This is a genomic window from Pseudomonas sp. CBC3, from assembly GCF_037967085.1.
Lineage (GTDB): Bacteria > Pseudomonadota > Gammaproteobacteria > Pseudomonadales > Pseudomonadaceae > Stutzerimonas.
In genome coordinates this window covers 176,281-191,319 of the sequence record NZ_JBANEO010000004.1, presented here as the reverse complement: position 1 = coordinate 191,319, position 15,039 = coordinate 176,281, and the positions used below count along the sequence as shown (strand labels likewise).

The window sequence follows — 15,039 nt, the reverse complement described above, 5'->3', positions numbered from 1 at the left end:
CCACGGAATTGGTTGCGGTACAGCGACGCCCCGGCGGGCGGGGCGTCGCGACTCCGTCAAATCCGGAAACGCGCAACCATCTCGTTCAATCGGATCGCCAAATGCGACAGCTCCTGGCTCGCTGCGCTGGTCTGATTGGCGCCCGCCGAGGACTGCAATGACAGGTCACGGATATTGACCAGATTATGGTCGACCTCACGTGCCACCTGGGCCTGCTGCTCCGAAGCGCTGGCTATGACCAGATTGCGCTCGCTGATCTGGCTGATGGCCTTGGTGATGTCCTCAAGCGCCTCACCTGCAGTGCGAGCGACGTCGAGCGTGCTGCGTGCTCGTTCGTTACTGGCCTGCATGGCTTGAACGGCCTTATCGGTGCCCTGATGCACGTCACCGATCATCTGCTCAATCTCTTGAGTGGACTGCTGAGTACGATGCGCCAGCGCCCTTACTTCATCCGCAACGACGGCAAACCCGCGCCCAGCCTCGCCAGCACGTGCCGCTTCGATGGCGGCGTTGAGCGCCAGCAAGTTGGTCTGCTCGGCGATCGAACGGATCACATCCAGCACCTTGCTGATGTCTCGAACCTGGCCTGCCAGTTGCTCGACCTGGCTGGCCGTGGTGGTGACATCAGCCGCCAGCATACCGATGGATTCAACTGTTTTGATCACCTGTCCACGGCCATGCTGCGCAGTCTTGTCCGACTCACGCGAGGCTTCTGAAGTGGCCACCGCATTGCGGGCGACCTCGTCCACTGCCGCAGTCATTTCATTCACAGCAGTAGCGGCCTGCTCGATCTCGTGATTCTGCTGATGCAGACCGCGAGTTGAGTCTTCGGTCACGGTGTTGAGCTCTTCCGCCGCTGAAGCGAGCTGATTGGACGAATCTGAAATACCCTGAATGGTGTTACGCAAGCTTGCCTGCATCGCCTTGAGTGCAGCCAGCAGGCGCGCCGGCTCATCGCTGCCTTCGATAAGGAAATCTCGAGTGAGATCACCAGAGGCGACGGCTTCAGCCACCTCGACAGCTTGCCTCAAAGGCCGAACGATACTTCGGGTAAACAGAACAGCCAGCGCCACGGTGACCAGCGCAGCCATGACAATGGTGATGATCACCCAGTTGAAGGCCGTTTCGTACGCAGCAAGCGCGCGGTCTGCAGCGCGCCCCGCCTCTTTCTCATTGATCTGCTGAAGGTCGGTTAACGCCTTGGTCATTGCATCGGCGTGGGCATTGATAGAGCCGTTCATGACCTGCAGGGCTTGTTCCCGCTCGCGCTTGCTTGCGTAATCGACCACCTTTACCTGCTCAACCATATAAAGGCTTCGAGCCGCCTTGAACCGTTCATAAGCGGATTTCTCTTCCTCTGTGGTTAACAGCCGCTCATAGTCGGCCTGCATCGAACGAACATCACCGGAGAGCTTGTCGAGTGTCTGCCGTGTCGCGCTAAGCGCTTCGCTGCTGTCTAGCGTGACCATCCGAATGGTGAGTGCACGCGTGCGTTGCATGCCGATATCAAGACCACCCAAACTGATGAGGCTCGGCAGCCAGACCTGATCCACTTGGCTGGATTCCTTGCGCATATCAGCCATCTGCTTCAATGCAAACAGGCCAAGCGCCAAAACCATGAAACCAATCAGGCCGAAGCCAATGGCCGAGCGGATGGAGATATTCAAACGTCGAATGGACATGGGGGCTCACTACTCCAAAGGAAGCGCTGCAGCATCGCAGCGGTTACCTCGGTATCGGAGCCCGACCGATAAGCTTGAAAAATTGACGTCAGAAAAACACGTTTCATGGAAAGAACGCGACCGGCGGTTGCTACCGCAGCGTTCTATTCATCAAATTCGCCTCGGCTCTTACTCCACAGCTCAGCGAACCTCAGCCTGCCGCTTGCGAGGCAGCACATCAAGGAAGTTGTCACGTGCAACCTTGTGAGCAATCGACTCGGGTAACGCATCGAGAAACGGGTCGAATGCATGCATCCCCTCACCCAGATTGTCGAACCGCCCGACCACGTCGGAACCCAGCATAAAACGCGTGGGGTGGCGCTCGACCAAGTCCAGCCAGTCCCTATCTGGCTGACCAGACTCATCCACGAGATAGGGATTGAGCATCGTCCAGGAGAGATCGATGTAAAGGTTTGGATAGTCATTCAGCAACCGCGTGACCGTCTCCAAAAGAAAATCGAGCTTTTCCTGATGACGGTGCAGCTCCATGCTCGTCCCCGCGTGCGCCCAAATGAAGCGGGTATGGGGGTGATTACGCAGCGCCTCTTCCAGCTCACCCAGATACAGCGGGTTACGCTCACGCTTGGAGGTGATGTTCGAATGCAGCATCACGGGCAAATCGTATTCGGCAGCCAGATGATAGACACGCGTTAGCGCTTCGTTGTTGGCGCGAGGTGTATCGCCTTCGGTCAAGGCAGTGACGTCGTCGTGCCGCGTGAATATTTCTCCCAGCCCCTGCCAGAGGCCCGGATCAAGTTCGAGCATCCGCCGGATATGCGCATCGGCGTTCTTGTCGTTGGGATTGAAACCCGAGAGAAACGGATGGAAACGGCGTCGCTGCTCGTCGCTCAGCTCTTTCAGGGCCGCGGCAACCACCACATCGGTCGCGCTGTACCAATAAACCGGCGCATCGTCGCCAGCATAGTAACGAGGCCGCTTGGGTTCGTTTTCGTGCCACTTTTTGGCAACGGGGATGCCGCTGATCATCACATGGTCGATATCACCGGTGTCCATGGCCTCGAGCAACTTTGCCATGCCGTCGCTTTCTTGGAAGAAATCAACGAAATGCAGATGCGAGTCGCTGTAGCGATAGTCCCGCGCTTGAACCGGTGCGATCGAGGCGACCAGACACATCGCGACAAAACAGTTTCGTAAGTTGAACAACCAATGACCTCCTGACAGCCAAGCGGATAGACCGCCTTACCGCGTGGCGGTTCAGTAGCCGAATGCGGTTTGGCTCGGGTGTCGGTCATGCGCTGGGGATCGGCCAGCCCACTTATGGCGCGGAGAGTGTCCGAAAAAGCAGCTACAGGCCTGAACGCAAAAGGCCCGTCAATGACGGGCCTTCCAGACGCCTATATGTAACTTAGGCTGAAAGCTCAACCAGCAGCTTATTCAACCGTTGCACATAGCTGGCTGGGTCCTTGAGGCTGTCACCAGCGGCCAGCGCGGCTTGATCGAAGAGAATGTGCGACAGGTCGGCGAAGCGATCCTCGTCCGGCTCTGCGTCCAGCTTCTCGATCAATGGATGCTGCGGGTTAATCTCGAAGATCGGCTTGGACTCCGGCACCTTCTGCCCGCTGGCCTCGAGAATCTGGCGCATCTGCAGCCCCAGATCCTGCTCGCCAATCGCGAGAATCGCTGGCGAGTCGGTCAGACGGTGCGATACACGTACCTCAGCAACGGCATCACCTAGCGCGCCCTTGAGACGTTCGACCAGCCCCTCCTTCGCTTTGGCGACTTCTTCCTGAGCCTTCTTGTCCTCCTCCGAGTCCAGCTTGCCCAGATCGAGATCGCCTCGAGCAACATCTACGAACTGCTTGCCATCGAATTCGGTGAGGTAGCTCATCAGCCACTCGTCGATACGATCGGTGAGCAGCAGCACTTCGATGCCCTTCTTGCGAAAGACTTCCAGATGCGGGCTGCTCTTAACCTGAGCGTAGGATTCACCGGTCAGGAAGTAGACCTTGTCCTGCCCTTCCTTCACGCGACCCAGGTAGTCGGCCAGCGACACGCTTTGCTCACCGGAAGCATCCTGGGTCGAAGCGAAGCGCAGGAGTCCTGCAATCTTCTCCTTGTTGGCGAAGTCTTCCGCTGGACCTTCTTTGAGCACTTGACCGAACTGTTTCCAGAAGTTCTTGTAGTCCTCCGGCTTGTCCTTGGCCAACTTATCGAGCATGTCCAGGACGCGCTTGGTCAGCGCCGATTTCATCGAGTCGATGACCGGGTCCTTCTGCAGGATTTCCCGCGAAACGTTCAGCGATAGATCGTTGGAGTCGACCACACCTTTAATGAAACGCAGGTACAGCGGCAGGAACTCATCAGCCTGATCCATGATGAACACGCGCTGTACGTAAAGCTTGAGCCCCTTGGGTGCCTCGCGCTGATACAGATCGAACGGCGCGCGGCCCGGTACGTAGAGCAACGAGGTGTATTCCAGCTTCCCCTCGACCTTGTTGTGGCTCCAGGCCAGCGGATTCTCGAAATCGTGGCCGACGTGCTTGTAGAACTCCTGGTATTCCTCGTCCTTCACCTCGGTGCGTGGACGAGTCCAGAGCGCGCTGGCGCGGTTGACGGTTTCCCACTCGTGCTCGGTCGGCTTGTCCTCCTCCTCGCCATGGAGTTCTTTGGGCAATTCGATGGGCAGCGCAATGTGGTCGGAGTATTTCTTGATGATGTTGCGCAGACGCCAGCCATCGGCGAACTCTTTTTCGCCCGACTTGAGGTGCAGAACGATACGGGTTCCGCGCTCGGCTTTCTCGATGGTGGCGACCTCGAAATCACCCTCTCCCTTCGACGACCAGTACACGCCTTCCTCGGCAGGCGTGCCAGCGCGGCGGCTGAATACCTCGACCTGATCGGCAACGATGAATGCAGAATAGAAACCCACCCCGAACTGACCGATCAGGTGCGAATCCTTTTTCTGATCGCCCGTGAGGTGCTTCATGAAATCTGCGGTACCGGACTTCGCAATGGTGCCCAGATGGGTGATGACGTCATCGCGATTCATGCCGATGCCGTTATCCTCGAGGGTAACGATCTTGGCATCCTTGTCGAACGTGACGCGGATCTTCAGGTCGGCACCACCTTCGAGCAGCTCCGGCTTGGCCAGCGCTTCGAAACGCAATTTGTCGGCGGCATCGGACGCGTTGGAAATCAGCTCGCGGAGGAAGATTTCCTTGTTCGAGTACAGCGAATGGATCATCAGGTGAAGCAGTTGCTTCACCTCGGTCTGGAAGCCCAGGGTTTCTTTGTTTTGAGTTTCCACACTCATCGTCTTGCAAACTCCACATCGTCAATGGCAAGGACCGCAATTGCGGCAATGACAAGCAGATGGGGGCAGGGCGCGGAAAATCAAGTGCATCGAGCGGCAGGTGCTACTTCAGTCGAAGCCGGAAACCGCCAGACAGATGTCGGCCATCCGATGCTACGGCTCAAGCAGTTCGAGCAGGACGATATCGTCCGGCGCAAGATTGTAGATAGCCTCTCCAGGCCCTTCCAGAATCCGCCGAATTGCCAAATTTCCGTCTCGATCGACACCGACGAAGCGCCCTTCGGCCACCCCGCCGCGTTCCGTATGTGCCCGCATCTGAAGATGTTCATAGCGCGCTGGATTACGCAGTAACCGCTCGAGGGAAAACCGCTGTCGGCGATCGGTGCGAGGCAATGGTGTGCTGTCTGTAAGCACTTCCGATCGGATTGCCGCCACCTTGGGTTGTGTTTCGACTTCTACAGGCAGAGGTGGATAATCATCGTTTTCGACCGCCCAGCCTCGTTCATCCTTACGAACATTCAGCTCGAAACGGTCGGTCGTCCCCTTCACCTCTGCTTGCACAGAGATAACCAGAGCCGAGGCCGGAAAGCTGACGGGCGCTAGCGATTCGATGGTTACGGCGGGCGTCTGGAAACGCCTCTGCAGGTAATCCTTGGCCAGATAAGTGAGCGTATCGGTCGAGTCGTGAGTCAGATCGACCTGACCCGAGCGATAACGAAGCTCATCCGTGAAAAGCTCGACATGGCCGCTGATACTGGTGCGGTAGTACGCTGGCAGAACCAGATGAAAGCCGCCGGCCAACCTGTTCGGTGGCACCGGTTGCAGATCGAGATGCAGGGTGTAGCCGCTCTTGATCGTGCGCGCTTCTGGCAGCACCTGCTCCGGACGCATCCAGTTGATCTCGATTTCGGGCATCGGATTGGCATCCTGGGGCAACACATCGACCTGCAACACGCCCGTCGGAGCGGCACCCAGGCGAATGATGATCTCCTGCAACGCGAACAGACCATCGCCCTCCCGCAGCGTCAGCACGCCATCCATGAGCGTGCCAGAGCGGGGATTGAACGGGCGCCCATCAAGCTGGCCACGCAGTTGGATGGCCAGGTCATGGCTCTGCGCGTGTTCATCCGGCTCAAGCCATTTGAGGCTGGCAATCGCCGCGACTCGTTCCGGCTCATGATTGGCGAGCAGTGTAAACCCGACAACCAGAGGTATGACTCCCAGCCCTGAGAGGCCGATAGCCTTTCGAGCGACGCTCCAGTATCGAATCACGTAGAGCAGAGTGATCGGCGGAAGCAGGCTTCCAACACCCCACAGCAAGCCCGTTTCAAAGGCCAGAACGATCAACCAGACGATACCCGCTACTATCAGCAGCAGCCCGCCCAGTATCAGCAACGCATCCATTCAACACCCTTCATACATCTGTAGTGGCAACCGCCAGACGTATCAGGGCTCGTTGACCTTGAAGTGACAACGTGCAGTGGCTATTGGCTCGGCCTGATTCGTTTGCCAGGCTGTCACGGCGACGTTGGCTACCCGACGCCCCTGACGCCAGACCTGGCATGCGGCAAAGGTGTCACGATAGTGACCGGCCCGAAGATAATCTATCGAGAAGTCGATGATTTTGGGCAAATGTGGCGCCCCCATGAACATCAACAGATGGAGCATCGCTGCATGCTCCATGAAGCCGGCAATCACACCACCGTGGATAGCCGGAAGCGTGGGATTACCGATGTTGTCCAGGTTCTTTGGCAGCCGGAAAACCATCTCATCGCCCAACCGCAAACACTCGATGCCGATGAGCTTGGCATACGGCACCATTTGCAGCAGCGCATCGTAATTGTTGCTGGCGTGAGCTTCGCTGACCAATGCATCAAGATCCAGACGGCTCATCGAGGCACCTCCGGCGCCGGAACCGGGGCGTTCGTACCCATGCGCATAAATGCCCCGACGACATGTGCGATCGGCTCATTGATATTGCGCTGGTAGGCCACCCCGCGCGTGAAGATTACCGTCGGTGTGACCCGATAGCATTCCGCGAAGCCGAACACATCATGATTCGGTTCCGCCGGGTGCATGTAATCGATGCGCAGGTCGAGCGTCGGACAGATTTCCAGTTCGGGTAGCGCACACGCCGTGGAGATACCGCAGGTCGTGTCCATGAGCGTAGTGATCGCCCCGCCGTGAACACGCCCGCTTTCAGGATCGCTGACGATCTTTTCGCTGTACGGTAGGCGCAGTGTGAGCCCTTTGGCATCGGCGTGTTCGACGCTCATGCCGAGGACTTGGCAGTGACGTAAAAATGAAAGGAAGCGCTGGGTGCGCTCCAGTATCAGGCTATCGCTCATGCGAACTCTCGAATGGAAAAAAGCCGAGCATATTAACCGGGTCGGTCGTGGCGCTCTATTCCCTGGGAAGCTCGGCAGGCAGGGTTGGCGTAAATACCATCACCTTCAGCACGTCGGAATGAAATTCGCGCCGATAGAGGATCAACACGACTCCAGCCGTCACACCCATGAAGAACCAGGGATGGATGAACCACGCCAGCGTGGCCATGCCGAAATAATACGCACGCAGCCCGAAGTTGAACTGGTTGGCCGCCATCGAAATAACCCGGGCGGAGCGCTCGGCAAATGACTTGCGCTCCTGGTCGCTGACGTTGCGCTCACCGGCCATGGGCGCCGAAGCGACCAGCACAGCGGCAAAATTGTACTGCCGCATGCACCAGCTGAAGGTAAAAAAGGCGTAGACGAAGACGACACCCAGTGAGAGCAGTTTGATTTCGGAAAGCCCTCGGCTTACTGGTTGCGCGAACGGCAAATCAGCCAGCAGCGAAACCGCTCTGTCCGAGGCGCCCAGCGCGGTGAGGATGCCTGCCAGGATAATCAGCGTACTGGATGCGAAGAAGCTGGCATTGCGCTCCAGATTGCCGATCACGTTCGCATCGGCGATTCGGTTGTCACGCATAAGCATGCGCTGCATCCAGTCCTGACGGTAAAGATGCAGTACCGAGGCCAGGCAAGCCGTATCCCTGGCTCGCCAACTGGCGTACCGGGTATACCCGGCCCAACAGAGGATGAACCAGACCACGGCAATCAGGTGCGGCAGCAGATGACTCGGAATAGACATAACGCCTCCAAACACTCGCGCCTGATTATAGCCAGCCAATACCGACGCCTCGGCTCCCATGTTCGCAGTTCCAGGTGCGCTCGCTAACGCTGGGCGGTCCGAGCGGTACCGAGCAGCCGATCGATCACAAATGCTATCGCCAGAGTGACCAGCACCGGCACCAGCCAACCCATGCTCTGCTCCGCCAGCGGCAACATGGTGAACATATCGGGAACCAGATTCGTGAAGCCGGCAGCCGAAAGACCATCCGCAACGCCGAAAACAAGGGTCACGGCCATCACCGGAACGAAAACACGGCTCGGCGAGACCCAGCAACGGTCAAGCAGACTCAGCGCAACCAGCATGATCGCAAGCGGATAGAGTCCGACCAGCACCGGTACGGAAACGCTGATCAGCTGAGTCAGCCCCTGGTTCGACACCAACAGGCTAAACAGAGTGAACACGACCACCACCATCTGGTAACTGACCGGAAGGAGACCGCTGAAATATTCGCCGCAGGCAGTTGTCAGTCCGACCGCAGTGGTCAGACACGCCAGGGTTATCACCACGGCCAACAACAAGCTGCCCGTAGTACCGAATGTGTGCTGCACGTAACTAGTGAGGATCTGCACACCGTTCTGCGCGTCGCCCGCGATGCCCTGGCTAGTCGCGCCAAGATAGAAAAGCGCCAGATAAACAAGCGAAAGCCCAACCGCTGCAATGGCTCCGGCAATCACCGAGTAGCGCGTTACCAGTGCGGGATCCGTCACACCTCGGTCGCGAATGGCGGTGGCGATAACGATGCCGAACACCAGCGCACCCAACGTATCCATCGTCAGGTACCCTTCGAGAAAGCCCTTGAGTAATGGGCCGTTGTGGTAGCTCTCAGCTGTGGTGCCGATTTCACCGGCTGGCGCGAAAAGAGCTGCCCCCCCGAGAACCAGCAAAGCCGCAAGCAACACCGGCGTAATAAACTTACCGACCCGATCAACCAGCTGACCGGGATTCAGTACGAGAAACAGCGTCGCAGCAAAGAACAACGCGGTGTAAACGAACAGCGGTATGGCCGAGTTTCCGGTGAACGGCGCCACGCCCATTTCGAAGGACACCACCGCTGTGCGCGGCGTCGCGAACAGCGGGCCGATGGCCAGATATACCGCAACGGCTAGCAGCGTTCCGGCGCCCCGCCCCAGTGGCGCGGTCAGCCTGTCCATACCGCCGCCAACACGCGCCAGCGCAATTACGGTGAGCAGCGGCAACCCAACACCGGTCAACAAGAAACCCATCGCGGCGGACCAGATGGATTCCCCGGCAGCCATACCGGCGCTTGGTGGGAAGATGATATTGCCAGCGCCGAGGAACAGCGCGAATGTCATGAATCCAAGGGCCAGCAGATCCAGGCCTTTCAATCGAGTCATCGTTTATTACCACTGCAGGAGGTTCTGGTTCGAAGGACGCACCCAGGCGCATCCGTCTCGGCAAGCGGACAGTATCCGTCGAGCCACGCGAGAAAAAAGGACGCACCTTAATGGAATTCCCGCTCTAGAGCGAGACTTTGCCAATTTTCGACGATGTTGCGCTGACAAAGCCAACCACTTCGCCCCGAGGCGACGGCACATAAACAGCTGAGCATTACGAAATCGGGAAAGCGCCCCGGCAGTTCACGCCCTCCACATGCCACGTAATTCAGCCCTCTACGATCCGATCAGAAAACGGTTTCCGCTGAAAACCGCTAATGCCGTTCAGTTAAGCGATGCAGCTAACGCCCCATGCTGCGCTTTGTTAGCCAGCTGACTATGAGAGTCAGCTGCACCAGCTGCAATTGCAGGACTCTGGAAACAAAAATGCCAGTCAGACAGGCTGACTGGCATCTCGTGTCGCAGGTCAGAAATCAGCCTTGCTTGACTTCCCAACCGGTCAGTTCTGCAAGCGCCTTGCCGATATCGGCAAGCGAACGAACAGTCTTGACTCCGGCATCCTGCAGCGCAGCGAACTTCTCGTCAGCGGTACCCTTGCCACCAGAGATGATCGCACCGGCATGGCCCATGCGCTTACCGGCGGGAGCCGTCACACCGGCAATGTAGGAAACGACCGGCTTGGTGACGTTCGCCTTGATGTAGGCTGCGGCTTCTTCCTCGGCGGAGCCACCGATTTCACCGATCATCACGATCGCTTCGGTCTGCGGGTCTTCCTGGAACAGCTTGAGGATGTCGATGAAGGTCGAGCCTGGAATCGGGTCGCCACCGATGCCGACGCAGGTGGACTGACCGAAACCGGCGTCAGTGGTCTGCTTGACCGCTTCGTAAGTCAGGGTGCCGGAACGTGAAACGATACCGACCTTACCAGGCAAATGAATATGACCTGGCTGGATACCGATCTTGCACTCACCCGGAGTAATTACGCCGGGGCAGTTCGGGCCAATCAGACGCACACCCAGCTCATCGCACTTGATCTTCACTTCAAGCATATCGAGGGTCGGGATGCCTTCGGTGATGCAAACGATCAGCTTGATGCCGCCAAACGCAGCCTCCAGAATCGAATCCTTGCAGAATGGCGCCGGTACATAGATGACGGACGCCTCGGCACCAGTCGCCTGCACCGCTTCCTTGACGGTATTGAATACCGGGAGGCCGAGGTGGGTAGTGCCGCCCTTGCCCGGCGTCACGCCGCCAACCATCTTGGTTCCGTACTCGATGGCCTGCTCGGAGTGGAAGGTGCCCTGCGAGCCGGTAAAGCCCTGGCAGATGACCTTGGTGTCTTTATTGATCAGGACGCTCATTATTTGCCCTCCGCGGCTTTGACGACTTGAATGGCCGCATCGGTCAGGCTGGTCGCGCCGATGATGTTCAGACCACTTTCACCCAGCATCTTGGCGCCAAGTGCGGCATTGTTGCCTTCCAGGCGAACGACCACCGGCACCTTCACGCCGACTTCCTTGACCGCACCGATGATGCCTTCGGCGATCATGTCGCAGCGGACGATGCCACCGAAGATGTTGACCAGAACAGCGGCAACGTTTTCGTCGGAAAGAATGATCTTGAATGCCTCGGTAACACGCTCTTCGGTAGCGCCGCCGCCCACGTCGAGGAAGTTGGCTGGCTTGCCGCCGTGCAGGTTGACGATGTCCATGGTGCCCATCGCCAGACCTGCGCCGTTGACCATGCAGCCAATGTTACCGTCCAGCGCTACGTAGTTCAGCTCCCACTTGGCCGCGTGAGCTTCGCGCGGGTCATCCTGAGAGGGATCCTGCATGCCGCGCAGCTTCGGCTGGCGGTAGATGGCGTTGCTGTCGATGTTCAGCTTGGCATCCAGGCAGTGCAGGTTGCCGTCTTTTTTGATGACCAGCGGGTTGACTTCCAGCAGCGCCAGGTCGTAATCGACGAAAAGCTTGCCCAGGCCTACGAAGATGTGCACGAACTGCTTGACCTGATCGCCTTTCAGGCCCAGCTGGAACGCCAGCTCGCGGCCCTGGAACGGCTGAGCGCCGACCAGCGGATCAATCGTGGCCTTGAGGATTTTTTCAGGGGTATCGTGAGCGACCTTTTCGATGTCCACGCCACCTTCAGTGGACGCCATGAACACGATGCGGCGGGTGGCGCGATCGACCACGGCGCCCAGATAGAGCTCCTTGTCGATGTCGGTGCAAGCTTCGACGAGAATCTTGCTGACCGGCTGGCCGTTGGCGTCGGTCTGGTAGGTCACCAGACGCTTGTCCAGCCACTGCTCGGCGAATGCACGGGCTTCGTCCTTGCTGCGTACCAGCTTGACACCACCTGCTTTGCCGCGGCCACCAGCATGTACCTGGGCTTTGACCACCCACTCGGTGCCACCGATATGGTCACAGGCTTCCGCCGCTTCCTTCGGGCTATCGACTGCGTAGCCTTTGGAAACTGGCAATCCGTACTCAGCAAACAGTTGCTTACCCTGATATTCGTGAAGATTCATCTTAGCTACCGTTCGGTTTGATGTGCATCAGACGTTGCATGTATGCCGCGTCGCCTCAAGTCGCTGAAAACTATCGAGAACACCTTTCAGAGACCTGTCATACCTTGCGTGAAGGTATCGACGGATTGCGCTGTGCCGATGGAACAATGCAATCCGTCTTTTTTACCGCGGCGCTATCAGCGCTTTTTGCGGTTGGCAATGTGGATGGCGTGGCCATTCACCGCCAATGCTGCTTCGTGCAGCGCTTCGGACATGGTCGGATGCGAGAACACCATCATGCCCAGATCTTCGGCACTGGTGCCGAACTCCATACCAATTGCGCCCTGCTGAACCAGTTCCGCCGCAGCCGGACCCATCACATGCACGCCGAGTACACGGTCGGTCTTGGCATCAGCGATCACCTTGACCAGGCCAGCGGTGTCGTTGGCAGCCATTGCACGGCCGCTCGCAGCGAACGGGAAGGTACCGACGTTTATTTCCACGCCCTCGCCTTTCAGCGCCTGCTCGGTCTTGCCGACCCATGCGATTTCCGGATGGGTATAGATGACCGAGGGAACCAGGTCGTAGCTCATTTGCGACTTGTGTCCGGCGATGCGCTCGGCAACCATCACGCCCTCTTCCGAGGCCTTGTGGGCGAGCATGGCGCCACGCACCACGTCACCGATCGCATAAACGCCGGGAACGCTGGTAGCGCAATAGTCGTCGACGAAGATGAAGCCACGCTCGTCCATGTCGACGCCGGCATCGGCAGCCAGCAGATCGGTGGTGACTGGACGACGGCCAACCGCAACGATCAACTTGTCGAAGGTCTGCTGCTGCTCGCCATCGGCATTGGTGAAGTTGACAGTGACCTGATCGCCCTTCACTTCGGAACCAGTGACACGCGCACCCAGCAGGATTTTCAGACCCTGCTTGCTCAGAACCTTGAAAGCTTCCTTGGAGATCTGCTCGTCAGCGGCCGGCAGGAACTTGTCCATCGCTTCCAGCACGGTGACTTCAGCGCCCAGACGAGCCCATACCGAACCCAGCTCCAGGCCGATCACGCCGGCACCGATGACGCCCAACTTGGCCGGAACGCTCTGGAAGTCCAGCGCACCAGTGGAATCGACAATGGTGTTCTGGTCGACAGGTGCGGGCGGAATGTCCACCGGCTTGGAGCCCGAGGCCAAAATGACGTTCTCGGCCGCCAGCGTTTCGGTACTACCGTCGAGCTTGGTGACTTCGACCTGCTTGCCGCTGAGCAGCTTGCCATGGCCTTCAAAAACGGTGACACCATTGGCTTTCAACAGCCCCGCAACGCCGCCGGTGAGGTTCTTAACGATCTGGTCCTTGCGGGCCACCATGGTCGGAACGTCCATCTTGACGTCGCCAGTGCTGATACCGTGAACCTTGAAGCTCTCGTGGGCCTCATGGAACTTGTAGGAACTGTCCAGCAGCGCCTTGGAAGGAATGCAACCCACGTTCAGGCAGGTGCCGCCCAGTGCGGTTTTGCCTTCCTTGCCCTGATATTTTTCGATGCAGGCGGTCTTCAGACCCAACTGAGCGGCGCGAATCGCTGCTACATAACCGCCGGGGCCGGCCCCGATGACGACGACGTCGAATTTCTGGCTCATTACGAATCCTCTTTAAGCAAAGCTGCAAGCTGCAAGCTACAGATCGAACGGACTGCTATCACTAGCAGCTCGCGACCTGCAGCCTGCGGCTGCTATTAGATGTCCAGCAGCAAACGGGCCGGATCTTCCAGCAGGTTCTTGATGGTCACCAGGAAGCTGACCGCTTCCTTACCGTCGATCAGGCGATGATCGTAGGACAGCGCCAAATACATCATCGGACGGATGACTACCTGACCATTGATGGCCATCGGGCGCTGCAGGATGTTGTGCATACCCAGGATGGCGGCCTGCGGCGGATTGACGATAGGCGTCGACATCATCGAACCGAAGGTACCGCCGTTGGTGATGGTAAAGGTGCCGCCAGTCATTTCGTCGATCGACAGTTTGCCGTCGCGTGCCTTCTTACCAAAGGTGGCGATGCCGCTTTCGACTTCAGCCAGGTTCATCAGTTCGGCATTACGCAGGACCGGCACGACTAGACCACGGTCACTGGAGACGGCCACGCCAATGTCCTGATAGCCGTGGTAAACGATGTCGGTGCCGTCGATCGAAGCGTTGACTGCCGGGAAGCGCTTCAGCGCCTCGACAGACGCCTTGACGAAGAAGGACATGAAGCCCAGGCGCACGCCGTTGTGGGTCTTCTCGAACAGATCCTTGTACTTCGAACGCAGGGCCATGATTTCGGTCATGTCGACTTCGTTGAAGGTGGTCAGCATCGCCATGTTCGACTGTGCTTCGACCAGACGCTCGGCAACCTTGGCGCGCAGGCGAGTCATCGGGACGCGCTTCTCGGTGCGATCACCGGCAGCAGTAACGACGGGCGCGGTAGCAGCTGCACCGGGCTTGGCGGCAGCGGCGGGTGCGGACTTCTTGGCTTCGATGGCAGCAACCAGATCTTCCTTGGTGACGCGACCGTCTTTGCCAGTGCCCTTGACGCTGTTGGGATCGATGCCATTTTCTTCGGCGAGCTTGCGCGCGGCCGGAGCGAGGATGGCATCTTCACCGCCCGCGGCAGGTGCCGGCGCAGCAGCAGGGGCAGCGGCCTGAGCCGGGGCTGCAGCAGACGAAGACGCGGCGGCGGTAGCGCCAGCATCCAGCTTGCCGAGCAGCTCGCCGCTCAGTACGGTGTCGCCCTCATTCTTGACGATTTCGCTCAGTACGCCATCCGCTTCGGCCAGTACTTCCATCACGACCTTGTCGGTCTCGATGTCGACGATCAGTTCGTCGCGCTTGACTGCATCGCCCGGCTGCTTGTGCCAGGTAGCAACGGTGCCGTCAGCAACCGATTCAGGAAATTGAGGGGCTTTGATCTCGATAGCCATTAGCTGGGGTCCTATTTGATTCGGTTTCTACATCGAGGCCGCGGTTTTCGCGGCCT

The 15,039-nt window shown here is 58.4% G+C and carries 12 protein-coding genes; all 12 read right to left on the bottom strand.

Annotated features, from left to right (window positions below):
• Window positions 1–56: 56 nt before the first annotated feature.
• The 12 genes from V6943_RS17645 to odhB all read right to left on the bottom strand — a co-directional run bounded on the left by V6943_RS17645 (window position 57) and on the right by odhB (window position 14,983).
• On the bottom strand, window positions 57–1,682 hold the full coding sequence (locus tag V6943_RS17645; protein ID WP_340554889.1) for a methyl-accepting chemotaxis protein: 1,626 nt from the start codon (window positions 1,680–1,682) through the stop codon (window positions 57–59).
• 180 nt (window positions 1,683–1,862) lie between these two features.
• Window positions 1,863–2,855 (bottom strand): amidohydrolase family protein, encoded by a 993-nt coding sequence (locus V6943_RS17640; protein ID WP_340555021.1) that lies wholly within the window; start codon window positions 2,853–2,855, stop codon window positions 1,863–1,865.
• Between the two features lie 232 nt (window positions 2,856–3,087).
• Entirely contained in the window at window positions 3,088–4,995 is a 1,908-nt protein-coding gene (htpG, locus tag V6943_RS17635; protein WP_340554888.1) for a molecular chaperone HtpG, read from the bottom strand.
• Between the two features lie 153 nt (window positions 4,996–5,148).
• Window positions 5,149–6,399: an MFS transporter gene (locus V6943_RS17630; RefSeq protein ID WP_340554887.1), complete on the bottom strand. Its 1,251-nt coding sequence runs from the start codon at window positions 6,397–6,399 to the stop codon at window positions 5,149–5,151.
• Between the two features lie 42 nt (window positions 6,400–6,441).
• The gene (locus tag V6943_RS17625) at window positions 6,442–6,888 is read right to left on the bottom strand and encodes a PaaI family thioesterase (RefSeq protein ID WP_131651538.1); all 447 of its coding nucleotides are present in this window, start codon (window positions 6,886–6,888) and stop codon (window positions 6,442–6,444) included.
• Window positions 6,885–7,343, bottom strand: coding sequence for a PaaI family thioesterase (locus tag V6943_RS17620; RefSeq protein ID WP_256048700.1), 459 nt, complete (start codon window positions 7,341–7,343; stop codon window positions 6,885–6,887). Before V6943_RS17620 ends, V6943_RS17625 begins: the two co-directional genes overlap by 4 nt.
• 55 nt (window positions 7,344–7,398) lie before the next feature.
• Window positions 7,399–8,124, bottom strand: coding sequence for a DUF599 domain-containing protein (locus tag V6943_RS17615; RefSeq protein WP_340554886.1), 726 nt, complete (start codon window positions 8,122–8,124; stop codon window positions 7,399–7,401).
• Window positions 8,125–8,207: 83 nt separating this feature from the next.
• Window positions 8,208–9,521 (bottom strand): branched-chain amino acid transport system II carrier protein, encoded by a 1,314-nt coding sequence (gene brnQ / locus V6943_RS17610; protein ID WP_340554885.1) that lies wholly within the window; start codon window positions 9,519–9,521, stop codon window positions 8,208–8,210.
• Between the two features lie 473 nt (window positions 9,522–9,994).
• Entirely contained in the window at window positions 9,995–10,882 is an 888-nt protein-coding gene (sucD, locus tag V6943_RS17605) for a succinate--CoA ligase subunit alpha (RefSeq protein ID WP_131651542.1), read from the bottom strand.
• The gene (gene sucC, locus V6943_RS17600; RefSeq protein ID WP_131651543.1) at window positions 10,882–12,048 is read right to left on the bottom strand and encodes an ADP-forming succinate--CoA ligase subunit beta; all 1,167 of its coding nucleotides are present in this window, start codon (window positions 12,046–12,048) and stop codon (window positions 10,882–10,884) included. Before sucC ends, sucD begins: the two co-directional genes overlap by 1 nt.
• A gap of 176 nt (window positions 12,049–12,224) precedes the next feature.
• Window positions 12,225–13,661 carry a dihydrolipoyl dehydrogenase gene (lpdA, locus tag V6943_RS17595; RefSeq protein ID WP_340554884.1) on the bottom strand — a complete coding sequence of 479 codons (1,437 nt, stop codon included), beginning with the start codon at window positions 13,659–13,661 and terminating at the stop codon, window positions 12,225–12,227.
• Between the two features lie 95 nt (window positions 13,662–13,756).
• Window positions 13,757–14,983: a 2-oxoglutarate dehydrogenase complex dihydrolipoyllysine-residue succinyltransferase gene (odhB, locus tag V6943_RS17590; RefSeq protein ID WP_340554883.1), complete on the bottom strand. Its 1,227-nt coding sequence runs from the start codon at window positions 14,981–14,983 to the stop codon at window positions 13,757–13,759.
• Window positions 14,984–15,039: the final 56 nt, after the last annotated feature.

What these genes read in the sequence shown, in the direction of transcription:
- V6943_RS17620 (WP_256048700.1), bottom strand. Translation starts at nt 7,343, where the DNA reads ATGAGCGATAGCCTGATACTGGAGCGCACCCAGCGCTTCCTTTCATTT.
- lpdA (WP_340554884.1), bottom strand. Translation starts at nt 13,661, where the DNA reads ATGAGCCAGAAATTCGACGTCGTCGTCATCGGGGCCGGCCCCGGCGGT.
- sucC (WP_131651543.1), bottom strand. Translation starts at nt 12,048, where the DNA reads ATGAATCTTCACGAATATCAGGGTAAGCAACTGTTTGCTGAGTACGGA.
- htpG (WP_340554888.1), bottom strand. Translation starts at nt 4,995, where the DNA reads ATGAGTGTGGAAACTCAAAACAAAGAAACCCTGGGCTTCCAGACCGAG.
- V6943_RS17625 (WP_131651538.1), bottom strand. Translation starts at nt 6,888, where the DNA reads ATGAGCCGTCTGGATCTTGATGCATTGGTCAGCGAAGCTCACGCCAGC.
- V6943_RS17640 (WP_340555021.1), bottom strand. Translation starts at nt 2,855, where the DNA reads ATGTGTCTGGTCGCCTCGATCGCACCGGTTCAAGCGCGGGACTATCGC.
- brnQ (WP_340554885.1), bottom strand. Translation starts at nt 9,521, where the DNA reads ATGACTCGATTGAAAGGCCTGGATCTGCTGGCCCTTGGATTCATGACA.
- V6943_RS17645 (WP_340554889.1), bottom strand. Translation starts at nt 1,682, where the DNA reads ATGTCCATTCGACGTTTGAATATCTCCATCCGCTCGGCCATTGGCTTC.
- V6943_RS17630 (WP_340554887.1), bottom strand. Translation starts at nt 6,399, where the DNA reads ATGGATGCGTTGCTGATACTGGGCGGGCTGCTGCTGATAGTAGCGGGT.
- odhB (WP_340554883.1), bottom strand. Translation starts at nt 14,983, where the DNA reads ATGGCTATCGAGATCAAAGCCCCTCAATTTCCTGAATCGGTTGCTGAC.
- V6943_RS17615 (WP_340554886.1), bottom strand. Translation starts at nt 8,124, where the DNA reads ATGTCTATTCCGAGTCATCTGCTGCCGCACCTGATTGCCGTGGTCTGG.
- sucD (WP_131651542.1), bottom strand. Translation starts at nt 10,882, where the DNA reads ATGAGCGTCCTGATCAATAAAGACACCAAGGTCATCTGCCAGGGCTTT.